Genomic DNA, 14,464 nt, shown 5'->3' with positions numbered 1-14,464 from the left:
CCCCGACGGATCGACGATCGGTGGCGCTACCGATCCAGCGCGTCGAGTGCCTCGACGGCCTCACGGACCGCCTGCAGCCGTTCGCGAGCACGGCGGGGATCGTCGGTTCCCTCGGCGGCCTCGGCGAACCGGCGCACCGTTCGGGCCAGCGACTCGCGGGCCGCGTGGAGGTCCTCGGTGGGCGTGTCGGCGCTCGCCGTGGACGATGTCGTGTCCGCGGCGGTCGGTGCCGCAGCGTTCCGTGTCGGGTCGTTCGGCGCGACGTCGCCAGGCGTGCCGGCGGTCGGCGTGACGTCCGTCGGTGCGGAGGTGGAACCACTCGCCGCGGCGTCGATCTCGCTCCCCGAGCCGGTTGCAGACCCACCGGCCGAGGCGGTTCCGTTCTCGGCAGCCGGTTCGGCGGTTCCAGTCGCTCCGTCGTCGTCGATATCGATCTCGGTCGGGGAGTCCCCCGTTTCCGCTCCGGAAGCGGTCCGGTCGGGTGATCGACCGCCGGACGCGTCGATCGCCGCAGCATCGGCCGCATCAGCATCGCCCGCCGCAGCATCGGCCGCATCAGCATCGCCCTCCGTAGCGCCGGCCGCCTCAGCGCCGGTCGCGTCGGCGGCGGCCGCGTTCGCGGCTCCCTCACGCGAGCACGTCGGGCAGAACTCCTGGCCGTCGTGTCTGAAGATCGGGTCCCCGCAGGCGTCACAGTGGCTGTTGGTCATCGTCGCGCCCTTCAACAGCAGCTCCGACATGTGCTGGGTGTGTTCGCGTTTCTCGCGGTCCCGTTCGAACTTCTCGCGAAGCTTCTCGCGTTCGGCCTCCTTGTCGAACTCGTCGCTCATGGTTGGTGAGAGGGCGTCGATCCGCAAAAGTTCGGCGGGCTCGACCGCTCGGCGGTGGGGGTGGCGCGATCCCGCTGACGGGACGGGGCCGGCTCAATCCTCGGTCTTCGTCCGATCCACGTCGATCTCGCCGCGCTCGATCTTCACCCCGTCCTGGGCGACCTGCCGGCCCAGCACGGCACATTTCACGCGCATCGGCGAGATGTCGACGCCGAGCATCTCGGTGATGTCGTCGGTGTCGAGCGCCTCGAGCTCCGCGATCGTCATCCCGGCGAGCCGCTCGGAGAGCATGCTGGCCGAGGCCATCGAGATGGCACAGCCGTCGCCGGTGAAGGCGACGGCCTCGATCGTCTCGTCGTCGTCGGCGAGCCGGATGTCCATCCGGATGGTGTCCCCGCAGGAGGGGTTCTCGCCGACGTGCGTGACGTCCGGATCCTCCATCTCCCCGTAATTACGGGGGTTCTTGTAGTGATCGAGGATCTGCTGTCTGTACATGTCCGAGCCCAGTCCCATACTGCTTCAGGGTAGCCGGTTCGCCGGGAAAAACGTTCCGCAGCGGGGCGTTCACCGCGCTACGCCGGAGCGTTCACCGCGATATATCGGAGTATGGCTCCCGCGTGAGCGGGTCCCCGCTCAGGCGAACAGCTCGCGCGCCTCGTCGACGGCGTCGATCAGCGCGTCGACCTCCTCGACGGTGTTGTAGACGTAAAAGGACGCGCGGGCGCTTGCGGCCGCGCCCAGCTTGTCGTGGAGCGGCTGGGTACAGTGGTCGCCCGCCCGGATCGCGACGCCGAAGTCGTTGAGGATGCTCGAGAGGTCGTGGGCGTGGACGCCGTCGACGTTGAACGAGACGAGCCCGCCCCGTCGGTCGCCCGGTGGGCCGTAGACCGTCACGTCGTCGAACTCGCTGAGTCGGTCGTGGGCGTAGGCCGCAAGCAGGTCCTCATGGGCGCGGACGTGCTCCATCCCGATGTCGTCGACGTAGTCGACGGCGGCTGCGAAGGCGATCCCCTGGGCGATGCTCGGGGTGCCCGCCTCGAACTTCCAGGGGAGGTCCTCCCAGGTCGACTCCTCGTAGGTCACCCGGCGGATCATGTCCCCGCCGTACAGGAAGGGATCCATCGCGTCGAGCAGTTCCGTCCGACCGTAGAGCGCGCCGATCCCGGTCGGGCCGCACATCTTGTGGGCCGAGAACGCGAGGAAGTCGGCGCCCAGGTCCCCGACGTCGACCGGCCGCGTCGGCACCGACTGGGCGCCGTCGGCGAAGAGGTACGCGCCGTGGTCGTGGGCGAGGTCGGCCAGCTCGCGGATCGGGTTGATCGTCCCGAGCGCGTTCGAGACGTGGACCGCCGAGACCATCGCCGTCGAGTCGTCGATGCACTCGGCGGCGTGGTCCATATCCAGCGTTCCGTCCTCCTCGACGGCGATGAACCGGACGTCTGCGCCGGTCCGCTTGCCGACCTGCTGCCAGGTGACCAGCGAGGAGTGGTGTTCCATCTCGGTGAGGACGACGCTGTCCTCGGGGCCGAGTTCCCGGAGTCCCCAGGCGTGTGCAACGAGGTTCTCCGCCTCGGTCGTGTTCTTCGTGAACACGATCTCCTCGCGGCCGTCGGCGCCGATGAACTCGGCGACGCGGTCGTGGGCCTCCTCGTAGGCGACGGAGGCCTCCTGGCTCAGCTGGTGGATGCCCCGATGCACGTTCGCGTTGTAGCCGCGGTAGTAGTCGGCGATCGCGTCGACCACCGGGTCCGGCGTGTGCGTCGTCGCCGCGTTGTCGAGGTAGACGAGCGGCGTGTCGTCCTCCGGTCCCTCGCCGGGCGTCGTGGGATCGCCGCCCACCCGCCGGTCCAGGATCGGGAAGTCCGCTCGAACCGACTCGACGTCGAAGGCGTACCCTTCCTGTCGCTCCATTACCCGATCGTTCGGGCTCGAGTACCAACACGCCTTCGGTCCACGGTGGATCGATTCGGAGGCCGCCGGCGGCTCGATCACGGTTCGTTCGGTTGCAGGCGGCTCGATCGTCGCTCGATCAGCGGACTCGACCGTCTCCGATCCCGTCTCAACCGGCGCGTAAATACTTCCAGTTACACATATTCGGAAAAGGTTAAGTATGTTGTCGATGACCGTTGTATCGAATACGATGCAACGACGAGAATTCATCGCCGCGACCGCCGGCGGCCTGTCGCTGGGCGTCGCCGGCTGCCTCGGCGGCTCCGCCGAGCAGACTGCGGGCGTCGCCGGCGAGACGCTGACGCTGACGACGACCACGAGCACCTACGACACCGGCCTCCTGAGCGAGCTCAACGCGCCCTTCGAGGACATGTACGGCGTCACGGTCGATTCGGTCGCCCAGGGGACCGGCGCGGCCCTGGAGACGGCCCGGAACGGCGACTCCGACGTGGTGATGGTCCACGCGCGGTCCCTCGAGGACGAGTTCATGCGCGAGGGGTACGGCGTGAACCGCCGCGACCTGATGTTCAACGACTTCGTTATCGTCGGCCCCTCCGCCGACCCGGCCGGCATCGAGGGGACGGGATCGGCGACCGAGGCGTTCGCCGCGATCGCCGAGGCGGGCGCACCCTTCATCTCCCGTGGGGACAACTCCGGAACGCACACGAAGGAGCTCGCGGTCTGGGAGGCCGCCGACGTCGATCCCGGCGGCGACTGGTACCAGGAGACCGGCCAGGGGATGGGCGAGGTGCTCAACATCGCGAACGAGCAGGGCGGCTACACGCTTTCCGACCGGGGAACCTACCTCTCACAGCGGTCGGAGATCGACCTCACGATCCTCGTGCAGGGCCCCATCGAGGGCGGTCCGGAGCTGCTCGCGAACCCCTACGGGATCCTGGCGGTCAACCCGGCGGTCCACGAGGACGTCAACTACGACCTCGCGATGGCGTACATCGGGTACATCACGAGCCCCGAGGCCCAGGATCTGATCGCGGATTACGAGTCGAACGGGGAGCAGCTCTTCTTCCCGCGCGCGCTCTCCGAGGATCCGAACTTCCAGCAGTACGTTCCGGAAGGGTGGAGTGCGAGCGGTTCCGAAAGCTAACCGTGTTCCTCGAACCGATCGCATCGCTCGCGGCCGAGGGTCTTTCTCCGGCGATCGCACCGCCCACTTTCTCGCTCGTGTCTCTCGTCTCGTTCCCCTTCGAGACGGTCTACGTCCGCAGCATCGTCGCCGTCTCGTTGTACGTCAGCCTCTGTGCGGTCCTCGCGAGCACTCTGGTGAGTCTTCCGGTCGCGTTGCTCGTCGGGTTCAACGACTTTCCCGGAAAGGGGCTTCTCACCGCGGCGATCAACACCGGAATGGGGTTTCCGAGCGTCGTCGTCGGGCTCGTGGTGTTGTTCGCCGTCTCCAGTCAGGGGCCGCTCGGCGAACTCGAGTTGATGTTCACCCGCGAGGCGATGATCTTCTCGCAGTTCGTGCTCGCGACGCCGCCGATCACGGCGATCTCGCTGGCCGCGATCGACGGCGTCGACGGGGGCGTCCGCGACGCCGCACGTGCGCTCGGCGGGACGCGACTCGACGTGGCGCTCGTTACGCTCCGGGAGGCTCGATACGGGATCGCCACGGCGGTGCTTGCGGGGTTCGGCCGCGCGATCAGCGAGGTCGGGTCGGTACTCATCGTCGGCGGCAACATCGCGGGCGTCGACGGCATCTCGAAGACGCGCACGCTCACGACCGCGATCCAGCTCGAGGCCCGCCAGGGCCGCTACGAGACCGCGATGGTGCTCGGCGTCGTCCTCGTCGTGCTCGTGTTGGTCGTCAACGGGATCGTGGTGCGGATCGGCGACGGAGGGGTCCGGTGATGGTGCTTCGCGCACGTGACGTCGCCGTCTCCTACGGGGACGACCCCGTTCTCGAGGGCCTCTCGGTCGGCGTCGAGGCGGGCGACGTGCTCGCGGTGATCGGCCCCTCCGGGGTCGGCAAATCGACCTTGTTGCGCCTGCTCGCGCTCGCCGAAACGCCCGACGACGGCACGATCGAGCTCGACGGCACCGACGCCTGGGCGCTCGACAACGGCGATCGGCTCCGCCTCCGCAGGCGGATCGGGATGGTCTTTCAGGAGGCCAACCTCTTCGACGCCTCCGTCGCGCGGAACGTCGAGTACGGGCTGCGCGTCCGGCGGCCCTGGAGCGACCGCCTCCGCGACTGGGCCGCCTCGATAGCCGGCCCGTCCAGCCCCGCTGATGCCGTCACGGAGGCCCTCTCGGTCGTGGGACTCGCCGATCGTGGCGACCAACCGGCCGGATCCCTCTCGGGCGGTGAGGCCCAGCGCGTCTCCTTCGCGCGAGCCCTGGCGTACGACCCCGACGTCCTGTTGCTCGACGAGCCGACCTCCGATCTCGACCCGCGGAACACCGCCCTCATCGAGGAGGCGGTCTCGGCGGCCCGTGACCGGGGGATCGGCGTCGTCCTCGCCACCCACGATATGCATCAGGCCGAACGCGTCGCGGACCGTGCGGCCGTGCTGCTCGGCGACGGGATCGCGGAGATCGGCCCGGCCGACCGGGTCTTCGAGGATCCGAACGATGACCGCACCCGGCAGTTCATCTCCGGCGAACTCGTGTACTGACGTCGGCGGGTGATTCCGCGGCGGCTCGGCGATCGTAACCGTCCGATCGATCGTCGATCGGCGACTATCCGACCGGGGCTCACGCTCTTCGTCGATCCACGATGGCGGAAAAACGACGTCCTCCTCGACGGTCGGCGTCGACCTCAGAACGGGGCCTGCGGCCCTTCGTCGTCCTCGCCGTCGTCGCTCGTCTCGCCCGGGAAGGAGGGGGACATCCCGCCGCTGCTCGTGCCGCCGAGGTCCCCGTCCGCGCCCGAGCCCATCCCGGTGTCGGCGTGAACCGTCTCGATCTCCGGGATCTCCTTGACCATCCGGGACTTGATCGCCTGGATCGTCATCGGGGAGATGCCGCAGCCCGAACACGCGCCGCCGAGCTGGATGTGGACCTCGCCGTTCTCGCGGTCGAGATGGCTGATCGCGGCGTCGCCGCCGTGCATCTGAATCTGCGGGAAGTTGCGCCGCAGGAAGTTCGTGATCCGGTCGCGAAGATCGTCGGTGTCCGCCGCTTCCGTGCTCATACTGCCTGGTTGGCGGTGAACCGGCTTATGCCTTTGGTTCGGACCGGTATCCGCTGCCGTCAGCCGGTTCGGGACGGGCTCGGGAGCGCCTCACTCCGCGGGGTCCTCGTCGTCGGGACGGTCGACGCCGAAGACGCGGTACAGTTCCGACTCGATGCGGTCGACGTAGATCTCCAGCGTCTCGGCGAACTTCTCGTCGTCGACGAGCGCACCCTCGAAGCGTTCACGCGGGTTCTCGGGGAGTTCGACGACGAACTCGCCGTCCTCGTAGAACGGTTCGGACTCGTTCAACACGGTCTGGTCGATCCCGTGGATCAGCTGTGAGTCGTATCGCTCGTTCATATAGTTGAACGCGTTCTTGTACGCGCGCTGCAGTTCGGTGAAGTAGTTGGCGTACTTGTCCTCGAACTTCTCGGGGTCGAAGTCGGCGCTCATGGTCAGTTCTGGGCGTCGATCGGGGAAAAGTCGGCCGGTCGACGTTCGTCGGTCGGCCGGCCCGTCCGATGTCGGCAGCTCGACCGTGACCGCGGTCTCGCCCGACGGAACCGACTGAGCGACTTATATATCGTGATCCGATAGTCTCGCCTATGTCGGTATCGTTGCTCCTCCTCGTCGGCATCGTCGTCGCCGCGTTCGTCGGGGTCAATATCGGCGGCTCCGGAACCGGCGTCGCGTTCGGGCCCGCGGTCGGCAGCGACCTGATCTCCAAAATCGGTGCAGGCGCGCTGATGTCGGTGTTCGTTCTCGGTGGCGGCTGGACCATCGGCCGTCGAGTCGTCGATACCCTCGGCGCCGGCCTGCTCCGCGGGAACCCCTTTACCCTGGAGACGTCGATCGTCGTCCTCCTGTTCGTCGGCGGGGCGCTGTTCGTCTCGAATATCTTCGGCGTGCCCGCCTCGACGTCGATGACCGCGGTCGGCGCGATCGCCGGGCTCGGGGTCGCCCGCGGCACGCTGAACCAGGAGATCGCCCTCAAGATCGTCGCCTGGTGGCTCGTGGCCCCCGTCGTCGGGTTCTGGGTCAGCGCCGTCGTCGGGCGCTACTGGTACGATCGACTCGCGACGATCCTCGCGATCGACCGCACGGGCGGGTTTCCGGCCCGGATCGATCGGTCGGGACGCGTCCCGACGGTGCGAACCGCGCGGTCGGCGACGACGCGAGAGCTGATCGGCGCCGTCGTCGTCCTCGCGATCGCGTGTCTCAACGCGTTCTCGGCCGGCGCCTCCAACGTCGCGAACGCGGTCGCCCCGCTGGTCGGCAGCGGCGACCTCTCCATGAACGCCGGCGTCCTGCTTGCCGCCCTCGCGATGGGCGCCGGCGCGTTCACGCTGGGCCGACGTACCCTCGAGACGATGGGCAACGACCTCACCGAACTGCCGCTAACCGCCGCACTCGTCGTGTCGCTCGTCACGTCGGCGCTCGTCGTCGGGCTCTCCGTGCTCGGGATCCCCGCCTCCTTCGTCGTGATCGCGACGATGAGCATCGTCGGACTCGGCTGGGGGCGGGCGACCCGGCTCCAGGAGCTTCCCGATGCCCCGTCCACGCAGTCGACGGCGTTCGAGACGCCGGAGACGGAGTCAGGCGCAACCGAGGACGTGGCGGTGGACGCGACCGAGGATTCGACGGTGGATGCGACCGTGGACGTGACTGAGGATTCGACGGTGGACGTGAACGCGGCGCCGGCGGACGCGCTCAGCATCGCCGACCTGTATAAACCGACGACCACCGCGCGCGTCGTTCTCCTGCAGAACGCCGTTCCCGTGGCGGCGACGATCGGATCCTACGTCGTCTTTCGGGCTGTGCCCACGCTATAGCGTCGGCGGTCACTCTTCGGGCTGTTCCCGCGCTATAAGCGTCGACGGTCACTCGGTGGCCCTGACGGTCGCCTCGAAGTCCACGCCGTCGAGGTGTGCGTCCGGATCGTCGGGGATGTAGGTGCCGTCCGTGCCACACTCCCGCACGAGCGTACAGACGGACCGTTCCGGCGGCCAGATCACCTCGACGGCGTCGTCGGTCGTCTCCCCACCGCCGTCACCGTCGGCCTCCGCTCCGGCCTCAGTGGGGCGAACCGTCGCCTCCTGGCGATACGTGAGTGTGCCCCCGTCGGGTTGGACCAACGTGATCGTGAGCACGACCGTCTCGGCATCCTCGCCGATCGGGATCGTCCCCGAGCCGGAGTCCGTGGGTTCGCCGCCGGCGGCTTCGGCGCCGGGGAGTTCGACCCCCTCGGGCGTCAGTCGCCAGTCGACCGTCAGCGACTCTCCGGGATCGGCGATCCCGTATCCGAGATACGCCGACTCTCCCGTCTCGCTCGAGAGTCGAACCCGTGCTCGGGAGACGCGGTCGGGGACGCCGACGGTCGTTCGCGCCGTGAGCGTGGATCCACGACGGACGTCGAGCGCCTCGAGTTTCGGTCTCACGTGCTGATCGGGGTTCGCGGTCCACTCGCCCTGGTAGGTGAACCGGTGGTACTCGCGGTCCGGGTACGCGTCGATCACGGTGAAGTCCGCCACCGGGTCCCGATCGAGCGCGTACACCACCGGACCGTCGAAGCCGGGGTCGTTCCGGAGATACTGGAAGGGATGGCTCTGCCAGTCGCCGTACGGCGTCGGAACGAAGACGAGATCGTCCTCGAACGTGGCCGACTCGATCGGCTCGTAGGCCGTCTCGAACTTCTCGGTCTGTGCCGCGTTCCGTTCGATCGGGTCGGACGCGAGCGAGACGGTGACCGATCCCGCAAGCACCAGACCGATCACCGCCGCACCGATCGCGAGCACGCGGACGGCGCGGGCCGCCCGGTCCGCGTCTCGGCGATCGAACCGTGCGGCTCGGGCGGCCGCCCGGTCGGACAGTCGGCGCCAGCCGACGACGGCGGCGAGGGCTGCAAAGACGGACAGCGGTACGAGGAGATCGAAGTAGTAGATGGGGCCGATCACCGCGATCAGTCCCTCCGTCGGATCGCCCATCTCCCCGAGGACGTTGTAGTTCCCCCAGAACGCGAGGTTCGCGAGCGGGACGGTCACGAGGACGCCCGCCAGCAGGCCGCTCGCGGTCCGGTGGAATCCGTCTCCGGACGTCGAAGCGATCCACCGACGCGCCGCGATCGCGACCCCCGCAAGCGCCGCCGCGCTCCCGATGCCGCCCGCGGTCATCCACCGTGTGAGCAGATACTCGACGACGTGCCGGTTCGCTTCAAGCGCCAGCTCCGGCGTGTACTCGATCGAGTGGCCGAGGATCCGCCGGCGTCCGAATCCGGGACCGTCGAGCGGGGCGAACGCCTGATACGGGAAGACGAGCGGCGATCCGGTCAGCACCCGGTTGTACGCGAGCGTGACGCCGACGAACAGGAGCCCGAGCGCGCCGGTGAGAAGGTTCCGTCGGATCGGGTCAGGGAGGGCGGCGGCGTTCGACCGCACCGTCGCCAGCGTCCCCCGGTCGGCCGCCCGAAGGGTCCTCACCAGTGCGTGCAGAACGAACGGTGCGGCGACCGACACTGCCGTATAGGGACGCGCGAAGAACGCGAGCCCGATCGCGAGCCCGGCGACGCCGGCCCACCGGAGCGATCCGTCCCGAACGCCGCGCAGATACGAGACGATGAACAGGAGGTTCAATGCCGCGGTGGGCGCGTAGGGGAGGAAGACCGAGGTCGTCACGAGCGTCATCGGTGCCGCAGCGAAGACGACCGCCGCGACGAGCCCGACGCGGCGATCCGCGACCATCGATCCGAGTCGATAGACGAGGAAGACGTTCGCCGCGGCGATGACCGCGAGGGTGACCCGCGGCTCGCCGACCAGTGCCATCGCGACCGCGTACATCGCGGCCGGTACCGGCGTGTATTTGGGGTAGAGTCGGCCGCCGTCCTCGATGAAGAACCAGGGGTGGAACGCGTCGGCCAACTCGCCGGGATACAGCGCGATCTGTCCCTCGAGCAGCATCGCTGCCTGTTGGAGGTAGACGCCCTCGTCGTGGTTGCTCGAGTGGTACGCGAAGACGGTCATCGCGACGACGAACACCGCGATCCCGGCGATCGCCGCGACGCCGAGCGCCGCGAGGGTTTCAGGGGCCATCCGGCGGAGCCGTGATCGGAGCCGCCGCTGGAGCCTGCGGCGAACACGTCCGATCGCGGAGCGAACCCGGTCCGGCACGGCGACCGTTCGTCCTTAGAGTGCGCCCACGTCGCGCATCAGGTCGACCGTTTCCTCGAGGTTCGACAGCTGGGCGAGGTCGATGTCCGGCACGTCGAGTTCGTCGATCGTGGGCAGATCGCCGATCGGATCGACGTCCGGGATCAGCGGGTACTCGAAGGTCGACCGTGCGAAGTAGTCCTGTGCCTCCGCCGACAGCAGGTGGCGGATGAAGTTCTCGGCCAGCGTCGCCTCGTCGGTCGCCTCGACGACCGCCGCGCCGGCGACGTTGAAGACGGCGCCCGCGTCGCCCTCGGTGAAGGCGGTCGCGATCGGGGCCCCGGGGTTCCCGTCGAGGACGCGCTGGATGTAGTAGTGGTTCGTGAACGCGGCGTCGATCTCGCCGTCGGCGATCGCCTGGCAGGCGGCGAACTCGTCGGGGTACTCCTGGATGCCGGCGTCGAGGACGCCCTGGAGCCACTCGCGGGTCGCCTCCTCGCCCTCGATGATCCGCATCGCGGTGACGAATGCCTGGCAGGATCCGTACCGCGGTGCCCAGCCGAGGTCCCCGTCGAACTCCTCGGGATACGCCATGATGTCGCTCGGGAGGTCCGCCTCGGAGACGGAGTTCGTGTTGTACGGTACCGTTCGTGCCCGGCCCGACGTCCCGATCCAGTTCTCCGTGTGGAACTCGCCGCGCACGAGGTCGGTCAGATCGCTCGAGAGGGACGCGGCGTGGCCCGCGTCAGCGAGCGCGCCGAGCGATCCGGCGTTGACCGAGTAGAAGACGTCGGCCGGCGTCCCGGCGCCCTCGTTGGCGATCTGGTTGACGAGGTCGGTCGAGCCGCCGTACCGAACGGTCAGATCGAAGTCGTCGTACAGGTCGCCGATGTAGCTCACGATCTCGCCGACGAGGAACTCCCCGCGGCCGGAGTAGACGGTGAGTTCGCCCTCGAGGTCGGGCATCTCCGCCATCGGCGTGCCGCCGGGTGCGTCACGTCCCGCCCGCCCGGATCCGATCTGTCCGACGTCGGAGCCGGGATCGGTGTCGCCGTTGCCGTTGCCGTTCCCGTTGCCACCGCCGTTGCCGTTGCCGTTCCCGCTACCGTTACCGTTCCCTGTACAGCCGGCGATCCCGACTGCGGCCAGCGTGCCAGCGCTTGCGAGGAACCGCCGCCGATCCGTCGATCGTTGCGAATCCGTCGCGTTCCGTCGATCGTCGTCTCGTCCGTCGATGGAGTCGTCGGTCATATTTTTAGGTTTACCTAAAACAATATATACCCGTCGGTTCAGTTCCCCGTCGCCGTCCGCGCGTCCCGCGACCGGCTCACGCCCTCGAGGCCGTTGAGCGTCTCGAGGCAGTCGAGCCACTCACACATGTGTTCGCCGACGTAGTTGAAGAACGCGCCGTTGTTGTACGATTCGTAGTCGCCCTCGGCGAGTTCCCGACCCATCGCCGCGAAGACGTCCGCGTAGGTCTCGGCGTCGCCGCCGACGTCGTCGATGATCTCGTAGAGGTGTTCGTTGAGCTCGAGACCGGCGACCTCGTTCGTCAAGTCGTCGAAGGTCGACCGCGGCGCCTTGTTGTGTTCACACAACGGGTAGCCGTTGTAGATCGTCGTTCCGAGCACGTCGCAGGCTCGCTTGAGGAACACGCCGCTCCAGATGTCGTCGAACCGCCCGACGTCCCACTCGTTGTCGTCCATCGGCAACTGGTAGAACGCCGGGATGACCTCCCGCTTGAACGCGAGGTTCATGGAACAGACCGTCAGGTAGTTCCCCTCGGCGGCGACGAAGTCGCCGGTGAAATCGGACCGGCTCGTCCGCGTCTGGGCCTGTCCCTGTAGGTCGCCGTCCATCAGGATTCTGACTGCATCGAGGTCGGGGACGTTGGTCCACAGTCCCTGGGACGCCACGACGTCGTCGACCGTCTCCGTCGACGTCTCGACCGTCTCGTCCATCGCCGCGTAGGGGTACCCGCGCGGGTAGAGGCCGTGTTCGTCGGCGTTCTGGTGGAGCACGTTCACCCAGTCCTCCGAGGAGGACACCGACTCCACCTCGCCCTCGAACGCGAGGTTCTCCATGTGGCGGCCGAAGAAGTCGTCCTCGGGCTCCGGCAGCGTGTCGTCGTCGATGAAGAAGCCGTACTCGAAGCGGTCGTGAGCCCACATATACAGCAGCCCGAAGCTCGTCTCCGCGTGGCTGGCCGCCGGCACGAGGTGGTCGTACTCGGCGATCCCGTGTTCCTCGTACCACTCCTGTCGACGCGTCCCGTCGAAGACCTCGCCGGAGACGCCCTCCTCCTCGAGCATCGACGCCATCGCGTCCGTCTCACAGAAGTCCTCGGTCACGAGCACGACGTGGAGTCGCGAGAGATCGAACCCGTGTTCGCGCGCGTTCTCGAAGTACGTCCGCATACACTCGTACTCCCGGATCGTCGGGACCACGACGCAGATGTCCTGAGTCATTCATCCCCGTCTCTTTAGGGCTGCCTAAAGAATGTGCCGGGATCGGACCGTTCATCGAGACTTTACCACACCCGACGGTTCCGGTACCGTCGCGATCGGCGGTTGCGTCGATCCGCTCCGATCGGGGACGATGATGCGATTTACTATCGCGATATATGATTTATAATGGGGTTCTCGCCAGATCCGTCCGCCATCGACTGGTGTCCAGATACCCACCCCATACGGCCACCGAATGCCGATCCCCCTGGTGGTCCGCCGGCGTGGGTCACGTTCGGTTCGAATGAGGGGTTCAAACGCCGATATCGTGCCTCACGACTCAGCAGGGAGCGGTTCGGTCGATACCCAGACTGTGAATGTCGGTTCTCGTCGCCGCCGGGAGTGCCGGCGATCGGTCGGTGGCAGCGATGTCGGTCCCGACCGGCGGGTATCCTTCGTACCGGGATTCGTACCGTGTCTCTACTTGTGACGTGGTTCCCGTGTATGCGCGAGGAGGCCGAATCAGTCCCCGGTTCCGGCGTCGGGTTGGTGTGGACGTCATCGTCCGGAATCCGTCGCCGGGACTGGATCCGGATCGAAGCACCGGTCGCTTCGGAGATCGACACAGCAGCCGGTCAGGGGATCCTCGGAGCACGGACCATCGATCGCCGTCCGATCGATCCGGGTCGCTGAATCGGCGGTTAGGAGAATCGGCCCGCCGATTCGGGTGTCGAGGCCACGTTCGTGTCCCGGGCGCCGATCGCCGACCGGGATCCCGCGTCGACTAGGCGGGAAGGGTGTCGATCCCGTTGATCGCGATGAAGCCGTACTCGCACTCCGGACACCGCCACTTCTGCTTCTCACCGAGGTGAAGCGTCGTCGCCGCGGTTCGGTAGAACGACTGCTCCTCCTCACACCGCGGACACGTCGTCGATCGTTCAAGCGCCATACGTGCCGGTTGTGACTCGTGTCGCTTAATGGTTGCTCGTTCCCCCGTAGCGTCAAGGATAAATTGTATATCGCGATATCAAAACATCCCGTGCGGCGACGGCGAAACATATTCGGGTAAACCCACACCCGAGCGCGACCCGTTCGATCGACCGTATGCAGACAGCATGTGTGTCGATCGAGGGTGGCTATCGGCGGGATCGGGTACCGAGCGTCGGCGATGCGGACGGAGGGCGGTGAGTATGCCGGCGATCGACTTCGACGCCGAACGGGAGTACGACGAGTCGCGGTTCAGCGCCCAGGGCGTCTTCCGGACGGAGCGTGTCAAGGTCGTCTGCGGCTTCTTCGAGCCCGGTCAGTTCATCCCCGTCCACGCGCCGAGCAGCGATCTCGTGGTGCGGGTTCGGTCGGGGACCGGGATCGTTCGGGAGGGCGACCGCGAGCATCGCGTCGAGCCCGGCGACGTCGTCGCGGTCGAGGCGGACGTCGACCGCGGGATCCGCGCCGACGAGGACGGTCGTCTCGAGGCGCTGTTGGTGACGGCGCCGCCGCCGACCGACGCGGAACACGAGCCGGTTCGGCGTGGGCTCAAGCGTGGCGAGTTCGACCCCGACGGCGGGGATGCGGACACGGCGGATCGCGGCGCCGACGGGGGGCGGTGACCGATGGCCACCGTCCGGTCCCTCGCAGACCTCGAGGGTGTCCCCCACGCGAACGCCTTCCCGAGCGCCGAGCCGAAGACGATCCGGCTGCAGCTCGAGTCTGGCGAGCGCGTGGATCCGCACCGCCATCCCGACCGGGAGATCGTGGCGTATCTCCTGTCTGGCGCGATCGATCTGCACCTCGACGACGAGATCCACGAGCTCGAACCCGGCGACGTCGCCCGGTTCGACGGGGATCGGGAGGTCTCGCCGGTCGCCAGGGCCGACAGCACCGCGCTGCTCGTGTTGGCACCGCGGTCCGAGGAGTAGCGGGTCCCGTCCTCGAAGCCGCCGGTGATCTCGCAACGTTGGTGGC

General features: G+C 67.7%; 15 protein-coding genes. 6 read left to right on the top strand and 9 right to left on the bottom strand.

Annotated features, from left to right (window positions below; all coding sequences use genetic code 11):
- Positions 1 to 26: 26 nt before the first annotated feature.
- The 3 genes from OQF70_RS02120 to OQF70_RS02110 all read right to left on the bottom strand — a co-directional run bounded on the left by OQF70_RS02120 (position 27) and on the right by OQF70_RS02110 (position 2,741).
- A complete protein-coding gene (locus tag OQF70_RS02120; RefSeq protein ID WP_280535575.1) occupies positions 27 to 830 on the bottom strand; it encodes an Sjogren's syndrome/scleroderma autoantigen 1 family protein in 804 nt (267 codons plus the stop codon).
- Between the two features lie 93 nt (positions 831 to 923).
- Positions 924 to 1,343: a Fe-S cluster assembly sulfur transfer protein SufU gene (sufU, locus tag OQF70_RS02115; RefSeq protein ID WP_280535574.1), complete on the bottom strand. Its 420-nt coding sequence runs from the start codon at positions 1,341 to 1,343 to the stop codon at positions 924 to 926.
- A 120-nt stretch (positions 1,344 to 1,463) separates the two neighbouring features.
- Positions 1,464 to 2,741: a cysteine desulfurase gene (locus tag OQF70_RS02110; RefSeq protein WP_280535573.1), complete on the bottom strand. Its 1,278-nt coding sequence runs from the start codon at positions 2,739 to 2,741 to the stop codon at positions 1,464 to 1,466.
- A gap of 229 nt (positions 2,742 to 2,970) precedes the next feature.
- On the opposite strand from OQF70_RS02110, the gene OQF70_RS02105 reads away from it, so the two are divergent.
- The 3 genes from OQF70_RS02105 to OQF70_RS02095 are packed head-to-tail and all read left to right on the top strand — an operon-like array spanning position 2,971 to position 5,413.
- On the top strand, positions 2,971 to 3,885 hold the full coding sequence (locus tag OQF70_RS02105) for a substrate-binding domain-containing protein (protein WP_280535572.1): 915 nt from the start codon (positions 2,971 to 2,973) through the stop codon (positions 3,883 to 3,885).
- 53 nt (positions 3,886 to 3,938) lie between these two features.
- Positions 3,939 to 4,646: an ABC transporter permease gene (locus OQF70_RS02100; protein WP_280535684.1), complete on the top strand. Its 708-nt coding sequence runs from the start codon at positions 3,939 to 3,941 to the stop codon at positions 4,644 to 4,646.
- Positions 4,647 to 4,648: 2 nt separating this feature from the next.
- The gene (locus OQF70_RS02095; RefSeq protein ID WP_280535683.1) at positions 4,649 to 5,413 is read left to right on the top strand and encodes a phosphate ABC transporter ATP-binding protein; all 765 of its coding nucleotides are present in this window, start codon (positions 4,649 to 4,651) and stop codon (positions 5,411 to 5,413) included.
- 143 nt (positions 5,414 to 5,556) lie between these two features.
- On the opposite strand, the gene OQF70_RS02090 is transcribed toward OQF70_RS02095, so the two are convergent.
- Positions 5,557 to 5,931 carry a NifU family protein gene (locus OQF70_RS02090; RefSeq protein ID WP_092817698.1) on the bottom strand — a complete coding sequence of 125 codons (375 nt, stop codon included), beginning with the start codon at positions 5,929 to 5,931 and terminating at the stop codon, positions 5,557 to 5,559.
- Positions 5,932 to 6,021: 90 nt separating this feature from the next.
- A complete protein-coding gene (locus tag OQF70_RS02085; protein ID WP_280535571.1) occupies positions 6,022 to 6,366 on the bottom strand; it encodes a DUF5783 family protein in 345 nt (114 codons plus the stop codon).
- 152 nt (positions 6,367 to 6,518) lie between these two features.
- On the opposite strand from OQF70_RS02085, the gene OQF70_RS02080 reads away from it, so the two are divergent.
- A complete protein-coding gene (locus OQF70_RS02080) occupies positions 6,519 to 7,745 on the top strand; it encodes an inorganic phosphate transporter (protein WP_280535570.1) in 1,227 nt (408 codons plus the stop codon).
- A 48-nt stretch (positions 7,746 to 7,793) separates the two neighbouring features.
- Here the strand turns inward: OQF70_RS02080 and OQF70_RS02075 are convergent, their stop codons facing one another.
- The 4 genes from OQF70_RS02075 to OQF70_RS02060 all read right to left on the bottom strand — a co-directional run bounded on the left by OQF70_RS02075 (position 7,794) and on the right by OQF70_RS02060 (position 13,448).
- Positions 7,794 to 9,998, bottom strand: a complete 2,205-nt coding sequence (locus tag OQF70_RS02075) for a glycosyltransferase family 39 protein (RefSeq protein WP_280535569.1) — start codon at positions 9,996 to 9,998, stop codon at positions 7,794 to 7,796.
- 93 nt (positions 9,999 to 10,091) lie between these two features.
- A complete protein-coding gene (locus tag OQF70_RS02070; protein ID WP_280535568.1) occupies positions 10,092 to 11,306 on the bottom strand; it encodes an extracellular solute-binding protein in 1,215 nt (404 codons plus the stop codon).
- 38 nt (positions 11,307 to 11,344) lie between these two features.
- A complete protein-coding gene (locus tag OQF70_RS02065) occupies positions 11,345 to 12,523 on the bottom strand; it encodes an alpha-1 4-glucan-protein synthase (RefSeq protein ID WP_280535567.1) in 1,179 nt (392 codons plus the stop codon).
- A gap of 760 nt (positions 12,524 to 13,283) precedes the next feature.
- Complete coding sequence (locus tag OQF70_RS02060) at positions 13,284 to 13,448, bottom strand: hypothetical protein (protein ID WP_177167508.1); 165 nt, start codon at positions 13,446 to 13,448, stop codon at positions 13,284 to 13,286.
- A gap of 241 nt (positions 13,449 to 13,689) precedes the next feature.
- Here OQF70_RS02060 and OQF70_RS02055 point away from each other — a divergent pair, with 241 nt between their 5' ends.
- Complete coding sequence (locus tag OQF70_RS02055) at positions 13,690 to 14,109, top strand: cupin domain-containing protein (RefSeq protein WP_280535566.1); 420 nt, start codon at positions 13,690 to 13,692, stop codon at positions 14,107 to 14,109.
- Between the two features lie 3 nt (positions 14,110 to 14,112).
- Positions 14,113 to 14,418 (top strand): cupin domain-containing protein, encoded by a 306-nt coding sequence (locus tag OQF70_RS02050; protein ID WP_280535565.1) that lies wholly within the window; start codon positions 14,113 to 14,115, stop codon positions 14,416 to 14,418.
- Positions 14,419 to 14,464 lie beyond the last annotated feature (46 nt).

Source organism: Halopenitus sp. POP-27, from assembly GCF_029889855.1.
GTDB lineage: Archaea > Halobacteriota > Halobacteria > Halobacteriales > Haloferacaceae > Halopenitus > Halopenitus malekzadehii.
This window is presented reverse-complemented; position numbering and strand designations above follow the sequence as displayed.